Source organism: Mesorhizobium erdmanii USDA 3471 (assembly GCF_000472705.1).
GTDB lineage: Bacteria > Pseudomonadota > Alphaproteobacteria > Rhizobiales > Rhizobiaceae > Mesorhizobium > Mesorhizobium erdmanii.
The window spans coordinates 144,691-165,487 of record NZ_KI421453.1 but is presented as its reverse complement, the minus strand read 5'-3'; the positions used below and the strand labels follow the sequence as shown (position 1 = coordinate 165,487).

General features: G+C 64.7%; 16 protein-coding genes. 4 read left to right on the top strand and 12 right to left on the bottom strand.

The features are described 5' to 3' along the window. Positions 1-106 precede the first annotated feature (106 nt). From A3AU_RS0128215 to A3AU_RS0128205, 3 genes are all read left to right on the top strand, one after another. A complete protein-coding gene (locus A3AU_RS0128215) occupies positions 107-1,927 on the top strand; it encodes a sensor histidine kinase (RefSeq protein ID WP_051355492.1) in 1,821 nt (606 codons plus the stop codon). Further along, positions 1,924-3,309 carry a sigma-54-dependent transcriptional regulator gene (locus tag A3AU_RS0128210; RefSeq protein WP_027055860.1) on the top strand — a complete coding sequence of 462 codons (1,386 nt, stop codon included), beginning with the start codon at positions 1,924-1,926 and terminating at the stop codon, positions 3,307-3,309. Before A3AU_RS0128215 ends, A3AU_RS0128210 begins: the two co-directional genes overlap by 4 nt. A gap of 63 nt (positions 3,310-3,372) precedes the next feature. Next, positions 3,373-3,801, top strand: coding sequence for a GNAT family N-acetyltransferase (locus A3AU_RS0128205; protein WP_027055859.1), 429 nt, complete (start codon positions 3,373-3,375; stop codon positions 3,799-3,801). Here the strand turns inward: A3AU_RS0128205 and A3AU_RS0128200 are convergent, their stop codons facing one another. The 9 genes from A3AU_RS0128200 to murA form a co-directional block, all read right to left on the bottom strand. Continuing rightward, complete coding sequence (locus A3AU_RS0128200; protein WP_027055858.1) at positions 3,802-4,917, bottom strand: anhydro-N-acetylmuramic acid kinase; 1,116 nt, start codon at positions 4,915-4,917, stop codon at positions 3,802-3,804. 10 nt (positions 4,918-4,927) lie between these two features. Then, positions 4,928-5,932 carry a serine hydrolase domain-containing protein gene (locus tag A3AU_RS0128195; RefSeq protein WP_027055857.1) on the bottom strand — a complete coding sequence of 335 codons (1,005 nt, stop codon included), beginning with the start codon at positions 5,930-5,932 and terminating at the stop codon, positions 4,928-4,930. Positions 5,933-6,161: 229 nt separating this feature from the next. After that, a complete protein-coding gene (locus tag A3AU_RS0128190; RefSeq protein WP_027055856.1) occupies positions 6,162-7,910 on the bottom strand; it encodes an ABC transporter ATP-binding protein in 1,749 nt (582 codons plus the stop codon). Continuing rightward, positions 7,907-8,746 carry an ABC transporter permease gene (locus A3AU_RS0128185; protein WP_027055855.1) on the bottom strand — a complete coding sequence of 280 codons (840 nt, stop codon included), beginning with the start codon at positions 8,744-8,746 and terminating at the stop codon, positions 7,907-7,909. Before A3AU_RS0128185 ends, A3AU_RS0128190 begins: the two co-directional genes overlap by 4 nt. Then, positions 8,746-9,705, bottom strand: a complete 960-nt coding sequence (locus tag A3AU_RS0128180) for an ABC transporter permease (protein ID WP_027055854.1) — start codon at positions 9,703-9,705, stop codon at positions 8,746-8,748. The genes A3AU_RS0128185 and A3AU_RS0128180 overlap by 1 nt, the downstream gene beginning before the upstream one ends. 115 nt (positions 9,706-9,820) lie before the next feature. Further along, entirely contained in the window at positions 9,821-11,338 is a 1,518-nt protein-coding gene (locus tag A3AU_RS0128175; RefSeq protein ID WP_027055853.1) for an ABC transporter substrate-binding protein, read from the bottom strand. 123 nt (positions 11,339-11,461) lie between these two features. Continuing rightward, positions 11,462-12,385: an N-acetylmuramic acid 6-phosphate etherase gene (murQ, locus tag A3AU_RS0128170; RefSeq protein WP_027055852.1), complete on the bottom strand. Its 924-nt coding sequence runs from the start codon at positions 12,383-12,385 to the stop codon at positions 11,462-11,464. Positions 12,386-12,553: 168 nt separating this feature from the next. Then, positions 12,554-13,432, bottom strand: coding sequence for a glucosamine kinase nucleotide-binding domain-containing protein (locus tag A3AU_RS0128165; protein WP_027055851.1), 879 nt, complete (start codon positions 13,430-13,432; stop codon positions 12,554-12,556). Beyond that, positions 13,429-14,685, bottom strand: a complete 1,257-nt coding sequence (gene murA, locus A3AU_RS0128160; RefSeq protein ID WP_027055850.1) for a UDP-N-acetylglucosamine 1-carboxyvinyltransferase — start codon at positions 14,683-14,685, stop codon at positions 13,429-13,431. Before murA ends, A3AU_RS0128165 begins: the two co-directional genes overlap by 4 nt. Positions 14,686-14,865: 180 nt before the next feature. On the opposite strand from murA, the gene A3AU_RS0128155 reads away from it, so the two are divergent. After that, the gene (locus A3AU_RS0128155) at positions 14,866-15,726 is read left to right on the top strand and encodes a MurR/RpiR family transcriptional regulator (RefSeq protein ID WP_027055849.1); all 861 of its coding nucleotides are present in this window, start codon (positions 14,866-14,868) and stop codon (positions 15,724-15,726) included. Positions 15,727-15,818: 92 nt separating this feature from the next. Here A3AU_RS0128155 and A3AU_RS0128150 read toward each other — a convergent pair whose 3' ends face one another. The 3 genes from A3AU_RS0128150 to A3AU_RS0128135 form a co-directional block, all read right to left on the bottom strand. Further along, positions 15,819-17,174, bottom strand: coding sequence for a glutamine synthetase family protein (locus A3AU_RS0128150; RefSeq protein ID WP_027055848.1), 1,356 nt, complete (start codon positions 17,172-17,174; stop codon positions 15,819-15,821). A gap of 419 nt (positions 17,175-17,593) precedes the next feature. Continuing rightward, on the bottom strand, positions 17,594-18,292 hold the full coding sequence (locus A3AU_RS0128140; protein ID WP_027055846.1) for a GntR family transcriptional regulator: 699 nt from the start codon (positions 18,290-18,292) through the stop codon (positions 17,594-17,596). Positions 18,293-18,483: 191 nt separating this feature from the next. Then, complete coding sequence (locus A3AU_RS0128135) at positions 18,484-20,544, bottom strand: N,N-dimethylformamidase beta subunit family domain-containing protein (protein WP_027055845.1); 2,061 nt, start codon at positions 20,542-20,544, stop codon at positions 18,484-18,486. Positions 20,545-20,797: the final 253 nt, after the last annotated feature.

Here is a 20,797-nt window from a genome sequence, read left to right as displayed (position 1 = left end):
TTTCCTGGGCGGAATTTCGCATTACACTCTAAGCAGGCTGCGAAGAAAAAGGAGAGGGCAGACGTCGCAGGCAGGCACCGATAGCGGCTCCGCAGCCGGTCGCGACTTGCTGCGCGAGGCCGTGGCGTGGCTGCGTGATGGTCGCTGGCTTATCGCCATCGTCGCCCTGGCGATCCTGGCCGGCGCGATCGCCATTGCCGGGCGCATTGCTTCCGGCCAGGCGGCCGCTGATTTGCACGATGGAGCACTTGCCGCTTTGCCGCTGGCGGCGGGAACGCTGACCGGCGAAATCGAAAAGCAGCGCCTGGTGCCACTGGTGCTGGCCCGTGACGATGCCGTGCGCGGGGCGCTGCGCCGGGCCGGAAAGATGCAGGAAGCGGCTCTCGACGAGAAGCTGAAAGCCATCGCCGCCGACGCCTCTGCGTCCGCCATCTATGTCATCGACACGGCGGGCATCGCTATATCGGCCAGCAATGCCGGTGAGCCGGCGAGCTTTGTCGGCATCGACTACAATTTTCGCCACTATTTCAACGAGGCCATGGCCAAGGGCGCCGCCAGCCAGTACGGGCTCGGCACGATCAGCGGCCGGCCGGGTCTCTACCTTGCCAGCCGCGTCGACGACAACGGCAAGCCGCTTGGTGTCGTGGTGCTGAAGGTCGAGCTCGACGGTGTCGAGGCCAATTGGCGCTCCAGCGGCTTTCTCGTTTTCGTCACCGACGAACGTGGCGTCGTGCTGGCCACCAGCCAGCCTGACTGGCGGTTCCATGCACTGGCGCCGCTTTCTGCCCAGGATGCCTCCGCAGCTCATGAGCAACTGCAATTGACGGATGCCGCGTTCGAACCCTTGCCGATACGGCGCGGTGCGGGTGACGGCCTGGCGGCAATCGACAGCGCGGGCAAGCCGCGCCAGTTCGTCGAGGTGGTGCAGGACCTGCCCGGGGCGGTCCCCGGCTGGCGGCTGTGGCTGCTGACGCCGGCCGATGCCGCTCTCACGTCCGCCGCCAACACGGCGCGGCTGACAACCCTGCTTGGCCTGCTACTGACAGGTCTGCTCGGCTACGTGCTCACCCGCCGCCGCCGTACACGCAGGCTGCGGCAGGAAGCGCTGGCGCGCATGAATGCCGAGCTTGAAAGCCGCGTGTCCACGCGAACGGTCGAACTGACGCGCTCCAACACAGCACTTGCCGGAGAAATCGCCGAGCGTGAAAATGCCGAGGCCAAGGTCCGCCGGCTGCGCGACGATCTCGCCCAGGCCAACCGGCTGTCCATCCTCGGCCAGATCGCCGCCGGCGTGGCGCATGAGATCAACCAGCCGGTCGCCGCCATCCGCACCTATGCCGAGAATGCCGGACGCTTCCTCGAAAGCGGCAAGACCGAACCGGCGAGCGGCAATCTGACATCGATCGTGTCGATGACCGAGCGCATCGGCGCGATCACCAGCACTTTGCGCACATTCGCTCGTCGGCCGGGCGTTGCAGCCTCGCCCCTGCCGGTGCGCGAGGCGATCGACGGTGCGCTGTCGCTGCTCTCCGGCCGCATCCGCGATTCCGGCGTTACTATCGTCAAGCCGCGCGGCGATGCCTCGCCGGTGGTGATGGCGAGCCGCATCCGGCTGGAACAGATCCTGGTCAACCTGTTGCAGAACGCGCTGGACGCCATGAAGGACCAGTCCGATCCGCGTATCGAGATCGGCATTGCCGAGCGCGACGACCGGGTGCTGGTTTCGGTGCGAGACAACGGCCCCGGCCTCGGCCCGGAAGCGGCCGGCAATCTGTTCATGCCGTTCCAGACCACCAAGGAGAAAGGTCTCGGCCTCGGGCTGGTGATCTCGCAGGAGATCGCCCAGGAATTGGGCGGCACGCTGCGGCTCGATCCTGGCACCGGTGCCGGCGCCTCCTTCACAATCGATTTGAGGCGGGTTGAATGACCGACAAATCAGGGCTGGTGGCGCTCGTCGAAGACGATGCCGACCTGCTGCACGCCACCACGCAATTGCTCGAACTCGCCGGTTTCGCGGTGGTGGCGCTGAAGGCCGCCGAGGCGGCGCTTGCCGTCGTCGACGCCAGTTTCGAGGGCGTGGTCGTCAGCGATATCAGAATGCCCGGCATGAACGGCCTGCAGCTGTTCGATCGCATCAAGGCTATCGACGCCGACCTGCCGGTGATCCTGGTCACCGGTCACGGCGATGTCGATCTTGCCGTCGCCGCACTCAAGGATGGCATCTATGATTTCATCCCGAAACCTTATGCCGGCGAGCGCCTGGTCGAGGCGCTGAAGCGGGCCTCGGAGAAGCGGCGGCTGGTGATGGAGAACCGGCGCTTGCGTGAGGCCGCGGCTTTGGCCGCCGATGGCATGCCGCTGATCGGCGAAGCTCCCGCCATGCTGCGGCTGCGCGACACCTTGCGGCAGATCGCCGACATGGATGTCGACGTTCTGGTCGAGGGCGAAACCGGAACCGGCAAGGAAGTGGTGGCGGACCTTTTGCACCGATGGGGCCGGCGCCGGGCCAAACCCTTCGTGGCGCTGAATTGCGGTGCCTTGCCGGAGACCGTGATCGAAAGCGAGCTGTTCGGCCACGAGGCCGGCGCCTTCACCGGCGCGCAGCGGCGGCGCATCGGCCGTGTCGAGCATTCCAGCGGCGGCACGTTGTTTCTCGACGAGATCGAATCCATGCCGCCGGCCCTGCAGGTCAAGCTGTTGCGGGTGCTGGAGACGCGCAGCCTCACCCCGCTCGGTTCCAACGAGACAAGGCGCCTCGATCTGAGGGTCGTGGCGGCGACGAAGGTCGATCTCGGCCGGCCCGACCAGCGCGGCGATTTTCGCGAGGACCTCTATTTCCGCCTGAACGTGGTGACCTTGCGCATCCCGCCGCTGCGCGAGCGGCGCGGCGACATCCCGATGCTGTTCGGCCATTTCCTCGGAAAGGCCGCCGAGCGCTTTGGCCGGCCGGTGGCCAAGGCGAACGCCGCCGTGAGCGAGCATCTTCAGTCGCACGCCTGGCCGGGCAATGTGCGCGAACTCGCGCATTTCGCCGATCGCGTCGCGCTCGGTCTCGGCCCGGACGACGACAGGAAGTTGGTTTCTCCGCAATCGCCGGAGCCTTTGGCCTCGCTGCCCGAACGCGTCGGCCATTACGAGGCGCAACTCATCCGCGATGCGCTGCGCGAGCACGGCGGCGATGTGCGTGGCGCCATCGACGCGCTCGGCGTGCCGCGCAAGACGTTTTACGACAAGCTCAAGCGCTATGGCATTGCCGCATCCGACTTCCGCAACGGCGGCGATCCGCATCCTGTTCGAGAACAGACGTAGAGTGCGCGGGCTTCACGCTTCATAACCCTTCATCCCATCCAGCCGAGCATTTCTGAAAGAGCCATGAAGACGACACTCGAAGCCACGGCAAACCCCTCGCCGGAAGACCTCGCCTTTCTCAGTGAGCGGCTGACGGCGTTCAACGACGGCGATGTCGGGGCGTCGCGGAGGAAAGCGCTCGCCGTGTTCGTGCGCGACGAGGAGGGCGCGGTGGTTGCCGGCATCTCCGGCTACACCGCCTGGGGCTGGCTCTATGTGCAATGGCTGTGGGTCGATGAAAGGCTGCGTGGCCAGCATATGGCCGGCCGGATGCTGGATGCCGCCGAGCAGGAAGCCGTGGCGCGCGGCTGCCATGGCGCGCTGATCGACACCTTCAGCCCCAACGCCGCCAAGGTCTACCAGCGCCAGGGTTATCAGCCCTTCGGCACGCTGGCCGATTTCCCCGTCGGCCGCAGCCGCATCTTCCTGCAGAAGAGGCTGGCTACCGAGTGATCAGCCCGCGAGCTTTCCGCCACGCATCGGCTGCGGCGCGCCGGTCGTGCTTGGAAAACTGATCGGCAGGCCGCGCAGCACCCGCACCGCGAGGAAGGCGAAACACTCCGCTTCCACCGCGTCGCCGCTCCAACCGAGGCTCTCGGCCTGCACCACCTCGACGCCGGCGCGGCTTGCCAGCATTGCCATCATCGTCGGGTTGTGGCGGCCGCCGCCGCTGACCACCAGTTTTTTCGGCCGGTGCGGCAGAAGGTCGAGCGCCTTGCCGACGGCGCCTGCGGTGAAGGCGGTGAGCAGGGCCGCGCCATCCTCGGCGTTCAGGCCATCGGCCATGGCGGCGCCGAAATCGAAACGGTCGAGCGATTTGGGGTAGGGCTTGCTGAGGTAAGGATGCTGCAACAGCTTGGCGAGCCTTGCCTCGTCGACCGTTCCCGCACTGCCAAGCGCGCCGTCGCGGTCCATTTCGCCGAGGCCCTTCGATTTGATGAAATCGTTGAGCGGCGCGTTGGCGGGGCCGGTGTCGAAGGCGACGACGTTGTCGGCGCCGTCCCACCAGGTGATGTTGGCGACACCGCCGAGATTGAGCACGGCGACCTCGCCGCTGGCGCCGGCGCCGCGCATCAGCGCGGTGTGATAGGCGGCGGCCAGGGGCGCGCCTTGCCCGCCGGCGCGCATGTCGGCCGAGCGGAAATCATAGGCGACCTTGGTGCCCAATATGCTGTGCATCAACTCGCCGTCGCCGAGCTGCCGGGTCTGACCGAGCCGTCCGATCTGCGGCGCGCGATGCAGCACAGTTTGGCCGTGGAAGCCGACGACGCCGATATCGGCCATCGTCATGCCATGGCCTTCGACCAATTCCCTGACCGCCGCCGACTGGGCGCGCGTCAGCGCCTCCTCGGCCTTGCGGAAGATCGCCGGCTCCGGTCCGACAAAATTCCAGGCTCTGGCCGCCGTCAGTGTCTCCTCCAGCAGCGAGCGGATCGATTGGGGATAGGGCATCAGCCGGTAGGTGCCGAAATCATCAATGCGCTCGCCATCGGTCTTGATCAGCGCGACGTCGATGTTGCCGTCGAGCACCGTGCCGGTCATCAGGCCCACGGCCCAGATTGGTTCCATCATCCAGCTCCTAAGGTCCATTCATGAGATCGCCGACCGCCTGCCGCAACGAAACGATTCCGCTGTCGAAATGACGTGTCGGATGGATCCGGTTGGTGAGCAAGGTCCATGCCTTGCCCCTGTCGAAATCGATCCACAGGCCGGTACCGGTGAAGCCGGTATGGCCAATGGTTCCCAGGCTGCACAAGGCCCCACCGGACCAGCCCTCGTAGGGCTGTTCCCAGCCATGGGTGCGGGTGGCGGACAAGGGCGCGCGCATCAGCGCGATCGATCGCTGGGAGGCGCCCGTGCCGTCCAGTAGGCCTCGCGCGAAATCGAGCACGGAGGCGGCCGTTCCGAACAGGCCGGCATGACCTGCGCCCTGCAGGGCCGAGCAATTGTCGTCATGCACCTCGCCGGACAGAACGCGATGGCGCCAAGTGCAGTCCTCGGTCGCGGCCGAGGCATCGGGTTCCGTGGACCAGGCACAGCCGGGCCCGGGATCCATGTCGCGGATGGCCTTGCCCGACAGCCGCTCCAGCGCAAAGCCGAGCAGGATGAAATTGATGTCGGAATAGACCGGTTCGCGGGCGCGCCATTCGCGTTGCAGGATGAAGGCGCGCAGCAGCTCCGGATCGCGTCCGTAAGTGTAGATCGGTTCGACGGCCGGGAAGGGCGTCTGGTGTCCCAGGCATTGGCGGAACGTCACCTTCCGCTCCCAGGCCAGCTGATCGTACTGGCGAAGGTCTGGCAGAGCCGAGATCAGCGGTGCGTCGAGATCGATGATGCCATCCTCCGCGAGTTTCAAAATGCGCGGCGTCGTGAAGATGACCTTGGTCAATGACGCCAGGTCGAACCAGGTCTCGACGTCCATCGCCCGGTACTTCGGCACGAGTTGCGCGGCGCCGATCGCCCTGGTGATGCGGTGGCCATTCCTCTCGACGATGCCGAGGACGCCGCCGGGAATGCGCTTGGCGGCCACTGCATCTGCCAGCGGTGCGAAAGCGCGGTCGAACAGCCGGGCGAGGTCGCTCAAGAACAGCCTCCATCGGAAAGGTCGCGATCCTTCGCGCCCCCCTCTGTCCTGCCGGACATCTCCCTCACTAGGGTGGAGATTGGACTTAACCCCGGCCTTCGCCAATCTGCGACGCTTGGAGGCGAGTGGGACGCTTCAACTGCCGATCTCCCCCCTAGCGGGGGAGATGCCCGGCAGGGCAGAGGGGGGCGCTGTCCCGCCGACTGAACATGTCTCAGCGCACCACCCATCACCCTTCCACCCTCGCCAGGTGATCCCCGCCAAACGTCTCCCACCGCGCCGGCGCCGGCTCGAACCCCCGCGGCCGTACCAGCGAGGGCACCTGCCTTGTATCCAGCTCGAAATGCTCGCGCCGCCGCTCGATGGTCGGAACAGCTGATATCAGCTTCTTCGTATAGGAATGCCTGGGCTTCGACAGCACCGAAGCCGCGTCGCCGATCTCGACGATCTGGCCGGCATAGATGACGGCGATCCGGTGCGCGATGCGCTCGACCACCGCCATGTCGTGCGAAATGAACAGATAGGCCAACCCGAACTCGCGCTGCAGGTCGACCAGCAGTTCCAGCACTTTCGCCTGCACCGAAACGTCCAGCGCCGACACCGCTTCGTCGAGAACGACCACGGACGGGTTGAGCATCAATGCGCGGGCAATGCACAGCCTTTGCCGCTGGCCGCCGGAAAATTCGTGCGGATACCGCTCCAGGCTATTCCTGGGCAGGCCGACGCGTTCCAGCAGGCTCGCCATCCTCGCCAGCGTCTCGGCATTCACGCGGCCGCCGGTGGCGATCACCGGCTCGGCCAGGATGCTTTCGATGGTCAGTCTCGGATTGAGCGAGGCATAGGGGTTCTGAAACACCATCTGCACGGGCTTGGCGCTGTGTCCGGCGGCGGTCTTTCGAGTGCCGACCGAGAAACTGCCGCGCGTCGAGCGCACCAGCCCCAATACCGCCTTGGCAGTGGTCGATTTGCCCGAACCGCTTTCGCCGACGATCGCCAAAGTCTCTCCCGGCATCAGGTCGAAATCGACCCCGTCGACGGCGTGCACGGCGCCTGTCGCGCGGCTGAAGAAATTGCTCTTGAGGGGGAAGCGCACTACCAGGCCGTTGACCTCCAGGGCCGGTTCCTCGGCTGCGCCCTTGTCGCGCTGTCCGTCCACGCGTGCATTGCTTCCATTGGCGAAATGCGGCACGGCGTGGAGTAGATGCTGCGTGTAGGGGTGCTGCGGCCTGTCGAGGATCTGGTTCAGCTCGCCCTGCTCCACGGCCTGGCCGTTCTGCATCACCATCACTCTGTCGGCGATACCGGCAACCAGGCCGATATCATGGGTGATGAAGATGACGGACATGCCGGTCTCGCGTTTCAGCTCGGCCAGCAGCGCCATGATCTGCGCCTGCACGGTGACATCGAGCGCGGTGGTCGGCTCGTCGGCGATTAGCAGGCGTGGATTGCAGGCGAGCGCAATCGCGATCATCACCCGTTGCAGCATGCCGCCGGAAAGCTGGTTGGGCGTGTATTTCAGCCGCCGCGCGGCATCGGGAATGCGCACGCGGTCGAGGGCATCCTTGGCCGCCGCTATGGCCTGCCGGCCGGTAAGGCCTCTATGCAGCCGGAACGATTCCTCGATCTGCGAGCCGATAGTCAGCACCGGATTGAGCGAGGTCATCGGTTCCTGGAAGATCATGCCGATCTCGGCGCCGCGAATGCCGGTCAGTTGCGCCTCGGTGGCGGTCATCAGGTCGACCAGGCTGCCGTCGGCACGCTTCAGTGTCATCGCGCCGCCGGTGATACGGCCGCCGCCGAAATCGATGAGCCGGTTGATCGACAGCGCGGTGACCGATTTGCCCGAACCGCTTTCGCCGACAATGGCCAGTGTCTCGCCATCCGCCAGATCGAAACTGACGCCGCGCACCACCTCATTGGCTTGCGGATTGCGGCCGAAGCCGACACGCAGATCGTGGACCGACAGCAGCGGGGTCATGCCGGTGCCCTCCGCATCCTGGGGTCGAGGATATCGCGCAAGGCATCACCCAGAAGGTTGAAGCCGAGGATGCTGATCATGATGGTCAGTCCCGGAAAGATCATCAGCCAGGGCGCGGTTTCCATCAGATTGCGGCTGTCGCTCAGCATCAGGCCGAGCGAAGCGGCGGGCGGCTGTGTGCCCAAACCGAGGAAACTCAGGCCAGCCTCGGTCAACAGTGCCCAGGCTAGCGCCAGCGTCACCTGCACGGTCAGCGGCGCCACCAGGTTGAGCAGCAGATGGCGCGTGACGATATAGCTCGAACTGCTGCCGAAGGTGCGCGCGGCATCGACGAATTCGCGCGCCTTGAGGGAAAGGGCAGGGCCGCGCACCACGCGCGTGAAGATCGGTGTGTAGACGATGCCGATGGCGATGACGCTGGTCCATGTGCCCGGCCCGGCGACGGTGACGATGAGCAGCGCCAGAAGGATGGCCGGGAAAGCCAGCAGCACATCCATGACGCGCATCACCACGCCGTCCCAGCGGCGGCCAAGCCAGGCGGCGGCGAGCCCGAGTATGGTACCGGCAAGGGCGGCGAAAGCCACCGAGAAGAAGGCAACCGTGAAGGATTGCCCGATGCCCGCCATCAACCGGCTGGCGACGTCGCGGCCGAACAGATCGGTGCCCATCCAGTAGGCGGCGCTGGGCGGATGCAAGCGGTCGATCCGGTATTGCGTGATCGGATTGTGCGGCGTCAGTCCGAGCAGCCCGAGAATGGCGATAAGCAGATAGATGCCGACGATGACGCCGCCGATGCGGCCGCTGCCATGGCCGAAGATGGCGCGCAGGATGCGCATCATTGCTCCCCCAGCCGGATGCGCGGATCGAGCGCGACATAGGCGAGGTCGACCAGGAGATTGACGATCATGAAGTTGAAGGCGATGAACAGCACGGCTCCCTGCACCAGCGCGTAGTCGCGCTGCAGGATGGCGTCGAGCACCATGCGCCCGAGGCCGGGCAACGCATAGATCTGCTCGACGATGACGGCGCCGCCCAGGAGGTAGCCGAACTCGATACCGCTCAGCGTCACCACAGGGATCAGCGCATTGGGTAGCGCATGCCGCCAGATCACGCTGCGCGCCGACGCGCCCTTGCTGCGCGCCGTGCGCACGTAATCGTCGCCCAGCACATCGAGCATGGCGGAGCGCGATATGCGCGTGACTGAAGCCGCGAAGGCGAAACCAAGCGTGATGGCGGGCAGGATCAACTGGCTGAGATTGCGCAGGGGATCCTGCCAGAGCGGGGCGAATTCGCCCATCGCCGGCAGTACGCCGAAGCCGGCCGACAGCGTGTAGATGATCAACAGGCCAAGCACGAAGCTCGGCGTCGACTGGCCGACCATGGCGACGATGCGCACGCCGAGATCGGACGGTTTTTCACTATGCGTGGCGGCGTAGATACCCGCCGGCATGCCGACGGCAAGCGCGATGATCATCGAAAGCACGGCCAGTTCCAGCGTCAGCGGGAAGCGCTCGAGGATGACGTCGAGCACGGGCCTGCCATAGGTGACCGAGATGCCGAAATTGCCGTGCAGGATACCGCCGATCCAGCGCCAATACTGGACGAACCAGGGCTGATCGATGCCGAAATATGCGGCGAGCGACTCTCGCTGCGCCGGCGTCAGTAGGCCGGCCTCCGTCCCCAACATCGCCGTGATCGAATCGCCCGGCACCAACCGGATCGCCACGAAGACCAGGATGGACACGCCAAGCAGGACGAGAGGAAACGTCGCCAGTCGCCGCATCAGATAGTTCACGCGAAGAAGTCCTCTCCTCTAGAGCATGATGCCGAAAAGTGTGAGCGGTTTTCTCGGACAAACGGGCGCTGTTTGTCCAGGCATCATGCTCTATCCGGCTCTAATGCTGTTGCGGCTACTGCTGGATGGTAACCTTGCTCAGGCTGAACAGCGTGCCCGTCGGCGTCGGCACGAAGCCGGCGATATTCTTCTGCTGGGCTGTGTAGCTGTAGGAGGTGTAGAGCCAGATCCACGGCGACATCTCGGCGAGGTGCTTTTCGAACGCGGTGAAGATCGCCTTGCGTTTCTCCGGGTCGGTCTCGGCGCGGCCCTGCTGCATCTGGCTGTCCAGCGTATCGTCGATGTAGTTGGCCACCTTCTGCAGATTGCCTGCCTTGGTCCAGTAGCGGTTGTACATGGTGTAGGGGTCGGCACGGCCACCGTTCAGCGCGATCGCCATGTCGAAATCGCCCTTCAGCCAGGCATCGACATAGACGTTGAGCTCCATCATCTTGATGTCGAGCTTGACGCCGATCTCGGCGAGCTGCGACTGGATGACCTGCGCTTCCGCCGCCGCCGTCGGCGGCTCTCCGGTGGCGCCGATCACGGTTGCTGAAAAGCCATCGGCGAAGCCGGCCTCCGCCATCAGCTTCTTGGCCTTGTCGACGTCACGCTTGTAGCAGAACAGCTGGCTCGGATCGGTCGCCAGCGCCGGGATGGTCAGCGGTCCGGTGACCTTGCCTTCGCCGAGCGAGGCGGTGTCGAGCACCTCCTGCCGGTCGATGGCGCAGGAGATTGCCTGGCGCACCTTGAGCTCGGTCATCGGCTTGCGCGATGGGTTGAGCTGCAGCACGTGATAGGCCAGCACCGGCACGCGGTTCAGCTGCAGGCTGGCCTCTTTCGGCACCAGCGTGGCGACCAGCGGGTCGTTGAGCAGCGCGAAGTCGATCTGCTTGGTGCGCATGGCGGCGAGGATCGCCGCTTCGTCCGGCAGCACGCTGATCTCGATGCCGTCGACGCCCGTCGCTCCGCCGGCCCAGTCCTTGTTGGCGCTCAGGACTTCCTTGGCGTTGGGGTCCCATTTGTCGAGCTTGAACGGGCCCGATCCGACCGCCTTGGTGCCAATCGAGCCGGCCTTGATTTCGGCCGCTGGAACAATCGCCGCGTTGACGTCGCTCATAGCGGTCAGGATCGGCACGTCGGGCTGCGAGAGATGGAACACGACGGTGGCCGCATCAGGGGTGTCAATGCCAGCGATCGACAGGAAATTGGCGCGAGCGGCCGCACCCGTCTTTTCGTCGAGAATGCGCTCGAACGAGGCCTTGACGTCAGCCGAGGTCACGGCGGTGCCGTCCTGGAACTTCGCCTTGGGATCGAGCTTGAAGGTCAGCTCCTTGCCGTCCTTGGAGAATTCCCAGGACTTGGCGATGGCAGGGATGATCCGCAGGCTGGCATCGACCCGCACCAGCGGCTCGTAGATCAGTTCCAGAAGCCGCAGCGACGAAAACGCCGTCTGCTTGTGTGGATCAAGCCCGGTGGCGTCCTGCGACCAGGCCATGTGCAGCGTCGCCGACTGCGCCGAAACCGCAGCCACGCCGAGCATCGCGGCAACCGCGATGCCCGACAGCAATGTTCTTGTGAGGTGCCTTGTCATTTTCGTCTCCCATTATGATTTGACTTGATGCCTTGCCGTTTCTGCCTACCGCTTCCAAGACACACATGCTTTGGAGTATCGGCCCAGTCTATGCGGCTTCGCGCCGTCTTGTCCCGTGCGGCTTTAGGCCGTGTTGCCGCCGATTGCCTTTCGCAGGAAGCCTCCGGCCTTCGCGAGGGCAGCCCGCGCCGCCTCGACGTCCTTGCCTGTTATCGTCACCAGGATCGCCAGCTTCACGTCGTTGCCGGTCTGGTGAAGCGCCTGTCTGGCCTGCTGAGCCGTGCAGCCGGTGGTCTGCATGACCATCCTGATCGCCCTGGCCACCAGCTTCTTGTTGGAGGGATTGAGATCGACCATCAGGTTCTGGAAACTCTTGCCGATGCGGATCATCGAGGCGGTGGTCAGCATGTTGAGCACCAGCTTCTGCGCGGTTCCCGATTTCAGCCGGGTCGAGCCGGTCAGTACTTCCGGGCCGACGACCGGCGAGATCGCGATGTCGGCGATGCCGGCAATAGTCGACGCCGGATTGCAGGACAGCGCCACCGTGGCGGCACCTAACTGCTTGGCATAATTCAGCCCGCCGATGACGTAGGGCGTGCGCCCGCTGACCGCGATGCCGACGACAACGTCGTCGCGTGTGAGGTTGATCTCCCGCAGCGCCTGTGCGCCCATCTTCGGATCGTCCTCGGCGCCTTCCGTCGACCGCACCAGCGCCTCCGGACCGCCGGCGATCAGGCCGATCACCATATCTTCGGGCACGCCGAAGGTCGGCGGACACTCCGACGCATCGAGAACCCCGAGCCGACCACTGGTGCCGGCGCCGATATAGATCAGCCGCGCACCTTTGCGGAAGGCCAGGACGATCCGATCGACCGCCGTCGCGATGTCTGGCAGCACCTTTTCGACAGCCGCCGGGACAATCCTGTCCTCGTCATTGACCTTGCGCAGCACGTCGATGGTCGGCAGCAGGTCGATATCGACAGTCCTCGGGTTCCGGCCTTCGGAAACCAGCCCGTCCAGCTCGGACATCAACCCTTGCTCGGTCATTCCAGTACTTTCAAATTTCTGCCGCACGACCGGCGTCGAGCATGGCTCTCCAGCCGGTACCAGCCGCGCGGACGATGGATTCGCCCGTCGCTGTTTGTTTTCGCCTGTTAACTTTTTAGAATTGGATATTCGCACCGTCAACAGGATATTGGAATATTTTATTCCTATCTATTCTGCGCCGAGCGATCTCTTGGCAAGGATGATGGCGCCGGAAACGGCGTCGCCGTCTGGGGGCTTCAGGCGGCGCCGCACATCAGGCGAAAGCCAGGGTTCAAGCGGGCTGGCAAGGCCGCCCAGCAAGGTCACGCGCGGCGCGCCCTTTTCGAACAGCACCCGCACCAGCGTGTCGATCTGCTCGGCCGCGCTCTGAACGATGCGCCGTCCGGCCGGATCGCCCTGGTCGGCATGGCGCATCACCATCGGCGCCAGCGCGGCATAGTCCGTGGCGCTGGCGCGATCCATCCAGGCGACGGCTTCCATCGGCTCGCCGTCGAAGCGCTGCATCACTTCCGCCAGCAGCGCCGTCCGCTCGTGCCGACCGTCATGGCCGCGCAGCGCCAGTTGCACCGCCTTCAGCCCAAGATCGGCGCCGCTGCCATCATCGGAGATCGGAAAGCCGTAGCCGCCGACACGCAGGTCACGCCCGTCGACGAAGCCGAGGCCGATCGAGCCGGTACCGGCAATGACGATCGCGCCATCCCTGCCGGAATGCGCGCCCAGGCAGGCGCCGACGCCGTCGCTGACGAAATCGATGCTCGCGAACGGATGCGTAATTGCCCGCAGCGCTTCGAGAGCGCCCTTGCGGCCGATACCGGCAAGGCCGATGCCGGCGCGAATCCTGGCGATCTCGGCCGGTCCGAACCCCGTCTCCTCGATCGCCGCGCCAAACGCTTTGGCAATGGAAGCCCAAGCCGCGTCGATGCCGAGCCGGGTTGTCGCCGGACCCGACAGGCCTTGTCCCAGCACGCTGCCTTCCGCATCCTCGATGCGGGCCCGGCAACCGGTGCCGCCACCGTCGACGCCGAGGAAATAGCCCGCGCCACTCATGCGCTCAGCCGCTCTATGTCGGCGCCGCAAAGACGCAGCTTGCGGTCCAGTTGCTCATAGCCGCGGTCGAGATGGTAGACGCGGTTGATGATGGTCTCACCCTCACTGACCAGCGCGGCCAGCACCAGCGACACCGAAGCGCGCAAATCCGTGGCCATCACCTGCGCGCCATGCAGTTTCGCGCCGCCGCGCACCAGCGCGGTCGTGCCTTGCAGCTTGATGTTGGCGCCGAGCCGCATCAGCTCGGGGACATGCATGAAGCGGTTCTCGAAGATAGTTTCGCGCAGCAGTGACGCGCCGTCGGCGCAACACATCAGCGCCATGAACTGCGCCTGCAGGTCGGTCGGAAAACCCGGATAGGGTTCCGTCGTCAGGTCGGCGGCCTTGAGCGGCCTCTCCCGCGAGACAATCAGCCCGCGATCGCCGGGCCAGACGCTGACGCCGGTGGCTTCGAGCAATTGCACCACCGAGGCCATGTGTTCGAGCCGGGCATGCGTCAGTTCGAGCTGACCGCCGGTGATCGCCGCGGCAATGGCATAAGTGCCGGCCTCGATGCGGTCCGGAATGATGTCGTGCCTTGCCGCATGCCAGCCGGTGTCGCCGGCGATCAGGATGCGGTGCGTGCCGGCGCCCTCGATGCGCGCGCCCATGGCGATGAGGCAAGCGGCGAGATCGGCCACTTCCGGCTCGCGCGCGGCGTTGAGGATCTCGGTCTCGCCCTTGGCCGTGGTCGCCGCCATCATGGCGGTTTCGGTTGCCCCGACCGATGGCGAGCTGAGCACGATGCGCGTGCCGGTCAATCCATTCGGGACCGAGGCGACGATCGAGCCGTTCTCGATGGCGATTTTGGCGCCAAATGCCGCGAGCGCCGCCACATGCATGTCGACCGGCCGCGCGCCGATCGCGCAGCCGCCGGGAAGCGAAACCCGCGCGTGACCGAAACGGGCGAGCAGCGGCGCCAGAACGAGCACCGTCGCGCGCATTTTCCGCACCGTGTCATAAGACGTTTCCTTCGAAACGGCGGCGCTGGTGTCGATCGTCGCGGCGTGCGCCGATCGTGTCACGTCGGCGCCGTGAAGCCGCACCACGTCGAGCATGTTTTCGACGTCCGTCACGGCCGGCAGATTGCTCAGTTCGAGCGGGTAGGGGCTGAGCAGGGCGGCCGCGATCTGTGGCAGGGCAGCGTTCTTGGCGCCGGAAATGGTGACGGCGCCTTCCAGTCTTCGTCCGCCGACGATGCGCAATCTGTCCATGGCTGAACCCTTGTGTCGCGAAACGGGCGGTAGGCCCGGTTTCGCGCTCCGGCAGGCCTGCCTCGAATCCCGGGCTTTCGCCAATCCAGACCGAGAATTAATTCTGCGTTCTTGGCTGTCAATCGAAATTGGAATATTTTATTCCTTTGACGTCGAGCACCGAAGCGCTTCAGGGGATCCATGTCCATTTTAAAGAAGATCAATGCGAAGCTCGACGGCATGGCGCCCGGCGATCGCGAGATCGGCCAGTACATCGTCGACAATCCCGATGCGATGCTGCGGCTGTCGACGGCCGCCCTTGCCGCCGAGATCGGCCGCAGCCAGTCGAGCGTCGTCAAGTTCAGCCAGAAGCTCGGCTATACCAGCTACCAGGAGCTCAAGCTCGCCGTCAGCGAGGCCAGGGCGCAGGACTGGCAGATGCCGGCCGGCGTCATCCACGGTTCGATCGAGGTCGGCGACACCTATCCGGTCATCCTGAAGAAACTGATCGGCAGCAAGCTTCTGTCGATGCAGCAGACCGTCGCCGCCAACAGCGAGCGCATCATTTCCCGGACGCTGGAATTGCTGGATGGCGCGCGGCGCATCCATCTGGTCGGCGTCGGCGCCTCCTCGCTGGTGGCGCGCGATTTCTCCTACAAGCTGATGAAGCTCGGTCGCAACGTGCTGCATGACAGCGACAGCCACATCCAGATGGCCAATGCCGCAACGCTGGGGGCGGGCGACGTGCTGTTCGCGCTGTCCTATTCCGGCGCCAGCATCGAGACCTTGCGCATCGCCGAGCTTGCCGGCAAGCGCGGCGCGATGGTGATAGCCGTCACCGGCCTGCACGACAATCCGCTGAGCCGCGTCGCCGACATCCGCCTCTACACCATCGCCGATGAGGAGCGCGCGCGCTCCTCCTCCATCACCGCGCGCGACGCACAGCTGACGCTGACCGACCTGTTGTTCATCCTCCTGGTGCAGCGGCAGCCGGACGCCAACGACTACGTCCACAACAGCGAGGCGGCGGTTTCGGTGCTGAAGGCTGAGCGGTCCTCATAGGCGCGGGCATCCGCCGTCTGGCGGCAGGATGGATCATCGCCGGCGGCTTCAGCACATGGTATGCCCTTGGCGATGCCGTTGGTCAGTCCGGCCTAAACGCTTTCCAGATAGGTCTCGATCTCGAAGTCGCTGACATTGAGCGCGAAGGTGTTCAACTCCTGGCGTTTGCAGGCGACGAAGGAGTCACGCAGGATCGCCGGGAAGATCTCCGCCACATGCGTCCCGCTTTCGAAAGTAGCGATGGCGGAGGCCCAGTCCGGCGGCAGTTTGGCCGGCACGACGCCCTGGCCATCGCTGCCGGCCGGGTCACCCGGCGACATCTGCCTTTCGATGCCGATCAGGGCAGCGCCCAATATGGCGGCAAGCACCAGATAGGGATTGGCGTCCGCTCCCGACACGCGATGCTCGATGCGGCGCGCCCCGGTCGGGCCGCCGGGAATGCGGATCGCGACCATGCGGTTCTCGTAACCCCAGGCGACCGCGGTCGGCGCATAGGAGCGCGGGCGAAGCCTGCGATAGGAGTTGAAATGCGGTGCGAAGACCAGCGTGCTCTCGGCCATCGCCGCCAGCAGCCCGCCGACCGCATGGCGCATGGTTTCCGAGCCCTGATCGGTGCCGTCGTCGAACACGTTGCGGCCTTCGCCGTCGACCAAGCTGAAATGGACGTGAAAGCCGTTGCCGGCCCGGTCGCCATAGGGTTTGGCCATGAAGCAGGCAGCAAAGCCGTGCTTGCGGGCGATGCCCTTCACCGTGCGCTTGAACAGCACCGCATCGTCGGCCGCCCGCAGGGCGTCGGCGACATGGTTCAGATTGATCTCGAACTGGCCGACGCCGTTTTCGGCGATCGCCGTGTCGACGGGAATGCCTTGCGCCCGGCAGGCTTCGTAGACGTCGTGGATGAAGGCTTCGAAATCGTCGATTTCGTCGATCGACAGCGCCGCATCTGAATCGAGACGCCGCCCGGTGACCGGCGAGACAGGCCCGACCGGGCGCTGCGATTGCGGATCGACCAGATAGAATTCGAGTTCCGTCGCCGCCACCGGGGTCAGGCCGAGCGCCTTGTAGCGGTCGAGGATGCGCGCCAGCGCCCGCCGGGGATCGCCGAGATAGGGTGCGCCGCCTTCATCGGCGAGCCAGAGCGGCACGAGTGCCGTCGGATGCGCTGTCCAGTCCACAGGCAGGATGCCGCGTCCCGTCCATTGGCAAAGACCATCGGCATCGCCGGTCGAGAAAACCAGCGTGTTGCCTTCGATATCCTCGCCCCAGATGTCGAGGCCGATCAGCGAATAGGGCATGCGCAGCTTGCCCTCCAGCGCCTTGCGCGCCTGCTCAACGGGGATGCGTTTTCCTCGCATGACCCCGTTGAGGTCGCACACCGCCGCCCTCAGGCTCTGTATGTCGCTTCTTCTTTCAAGCCAGCTTAGGACGTCCGCAATTGCATCGCTCAATTTCAAACCTCTGGTTTTGGAAGATGCCCAAGCCCTATCGGCTGCGCTATCCCCGGTAAAAAGTGCTTGTGAGTTTTGGGAGGAAATATTTGGCCTTTGCCAAGTATTTTCTCTTATTTTTTCAAGTCACTAATCGGGATGTCGGGAGGCATTTTCAAAACCAATTGCGCGATCTGCGATCGCAACATAGAGACAAGAAGGCAGAAAGCCAAGGGTGTTTCGGTCGCTTGCGGCGCCGGACCGCGGCTCTTGGTGATTGGCGGAAATATCGATGACTTCGTCATCCAGGGGTCTGCGCCGCGTCGCTGCGCTCCTTGCTCCGCCATAGGATGACGAAGTTGGAAGGCGACCGCCAATCTCCAAGGTCTGCGATAGTCCACTGGACGGAACTCTAGGCGCATTTTGGGGGGCCTCCAATCCTAGCTCCTCGCTTCCGGAAATCTGGCTTGCCGCAGGATGTGTGCCGCACCCTCTTCGATGTCGCGCACGATGGCCGCGCGGGCGCGCGCCGCGTCCTGCGCCTCGATCGCCGCCACGACTTCCTCATGATAGTCGATGTCGAGGATCGAGGAGAGATCGTCCTCGAAGCCCATGGCTAGGTTCCTGAGAAAGGGCCCAACCTGCATCCACACGGTCTCGACCAGGAAGATCATCTGTTCGTTGCCGCAATGGCGATAGATAGAGAATTTGAAGTCGTGGTTCTTCCTCAGATAGTCGTCGATACCGCCTTTGCGCGCCGCCAGGGTCAATTCCGTGCAATGGCGCCGGATCGTCCGCAGATTGTTGCCGTTGATGCGCTTTGTCGCGAGCTCCGTCGCCGAGCCTTCGAGGATCGTGCGCACGGCGGTGAGCTGCGAGAACCGGTCGGCGGAGATGACCGGCACCTCGACGCTGCCGTTCGGCATCGGGCTCAGCGCCCGCAGCGCCTGTAGCCGCATGAAGGCGCTGCGCACCGGCATGTCGCTGGTGCCGAGTTCCTTGGCGAGCTTGCGCGATGTCAGCTTCTGGCCGGGCAGGAACTGGCCGGACATCAAGGCCCTGACCAGCTCCACATAGACTTTTTCGTGCAAGGGAACGGTGTCGACGGCGGTCAACCCGAATTGTGTTCTGTCGGCCATTGGCGGGCTACTTCATTTGTTCTGAAATCTGGCCTGGCGACGACAGCCGCGTATCGACCGCCATGATAGACGCATCGATCGGAGTGCCGCAAGCTGTAGAGCGGGTCGCGTTTCGGCTTCCCCGATGCCGAACACATTTAACGCGTGGCTGCGCCTAAGCCAGTCCGGCGGCGGGTTGGCTCCCGCTCTGTTCATGTCGATCCTGGGTTCGTCCGGCCCTTTGCCGCCGCCAGATGCGTCAGCAAATTCTTCGTGATCCTGCCGACGTCATTCATCGCGTCGCCGGCCGGCAAGGCGCCGCACCAGGCGACCGAACTCGCCGAAAATATCAAACCGCCTGAAGGCAGATGGCGCAGCGTCATCTCCGCGCAGCGCCGCGAGGCGCGTTCCTCCACGCCGCCCTCATACCAGCGCGTCGCATCATGGACGAAGCTGTCGGGGAAGCCGGTTGCGCGCGCGATGACCATCGTATCGGGGGAGGTGCCGAGATGCGGGTCGGTGGCATCGACCTCGTAACCGGCCGCGCCGCCAAGCACGATGCCTTCGTCGCCGAACGTCTCGTTGGCGATGCCGTCGAACAGCCATGCGGCCGAAGGTTGGTGGCTTTGCGGCGTGCGCGTAAAGGGCCGCGCGCCGTCGAAACCCATCAGCGAGATGGCAACGCCGGTCAGCGAGAATTCGCCGCGCCCGCTGGCGCGCAGATGGCCGCCGGGCTGGTTGGTGATCGACAGCGACTGTTCGGCGATCGGTCCGTCCCAGGTCCGGCCAGCCTCGAGCGGCGACCGCCGCAGTTCCATCAGGTCATTCTGGAATGCCACCTTGCCGGCAAAGCCATTGCCGCCGAGATAGGCGATGCCGCCGCCCGCCGCCGCGAACTGGCGCAGCGCATGCTCCATCTCCACCGACATGTATTCGGGATGGCTGCCGGTGATGACCGCCTGGTAGTCCCGTAAGCCCGCAAGGCCGCGCTCATGCAGGTCGCGGTCGGTGATAAGATCGAAGGCGATGCCGTTATTGTGGCAGAAACGCAAGAAATGCAGGTCGACCGGCAGATTGTGTGGGCAGCCGCACAGGGGATAATTGTAGTCGTCGCGCAGCGTCGCCTTCGGCTTCCGGTAGGAAGAGATCGACACGCCGCTGAGGTCGCTGTGATAGTCATAGAGCGACTTCAGATTGTTATCGATGGCGAAGCGATGGCCGCGATCCTCGCACATCCATTCGTAGAGATGCGCAGGCAGGAATTCATCGGCATAGGCGAGATAGGTGGCCGTCGGCACCAGGAACAACAGCGGCGCACGGCGTAAGGACGAGGTGATGAAGAAGACGATGCGCTCCGCTCCGCCGTCATGGCCGATTTCGAAGGCATAGACGCCGGCAGAGGCCTCGGCGGGGATCCGCAGGTGATATGAAGCGGGCCAGTCCAGCGCGCCCATGTCGTCGTCATGGCAATGCACCGCATCGTAATGCGACGGCACCAGACGCGGATCGAAACTCGACCCATCCCAGCGGCGCGAGGTCATGCAGAACGTCGGCTGGTTGACCGGTTCCAGCGAAAGAACTTGATCTGCGCCAGTCGAGGCGATCGGCCCACTTGGCAGCAAGGTTGGGAACGTCCAGGCAATGCGCCCGGTCTGGGTTTGCAAGGCGATTGCCGCAAACTTGGCATTCAGCGTTTTGACATCGTTTGCCGCGCTGGCGCCGAAGACCATGTCGCCGGACGGAGACCAGCCCCCATCGAACTGACGCCGCAGGCGAAACGGCGACAACAGGTCGTCGGAGCCGATCTTCAGTATCGTCCCGCCGCCATCGGACGAAATCTCGACGCTGAGCCAGGTGTTCGCCGGCAAGCTCTCGCCGATTTCCAGCGGCTTGCCGTCATGGCCTGACGTCAGCCGCCCGTCCTGCAATCCAAGACGCAAATTGCCGCATTCGAAGAGCACGCGAGCGCCGTCATTGCGGGTCAGATACATCTCGAAGGCGACGCCGCTGATATCGGCGGCCCTGGCCAGTTCCGTCGCCGCGATCCTCAGGAAGGATCCATGGTCGAAGTCGCGATGCGACGCGGCATTGCCGGTCGGTTCGACTGGCCAGTCCATGAACTCGGCCGAGGGCGTGTCGAGCCGCACGATCCGTACATCGCGCACCGGCCGCGACGACGAGACATGAAGCGCAACGGGCGTTCCGGCCGCCGTGTGCCAGGGAACCGTGTAGCCCGAAACGGCCATGGCGCCATGATTGACGGGATGCTTCATCTCGATGGAACTCCGCGCCGCGACACCAGTGGGCGCACTCTCGTGTTTTTGATTCACACTAAGGGAGGATCTCGCGGTTTGCGACCGGCGCGCTTCAGCTATCACCCAGCGTCTGCGGCGCTGCCGGCGGCTACGTCAAATCAGGTTTACCTGTTTGTGCTCCTCGGCAACGGGCAACCAGCCAGGTTGCGGAGCGCAAGGCGTCCTGAAGGCAACCGGATTGCCCGCGATCGCCAGGGGGCCAGACGACCGC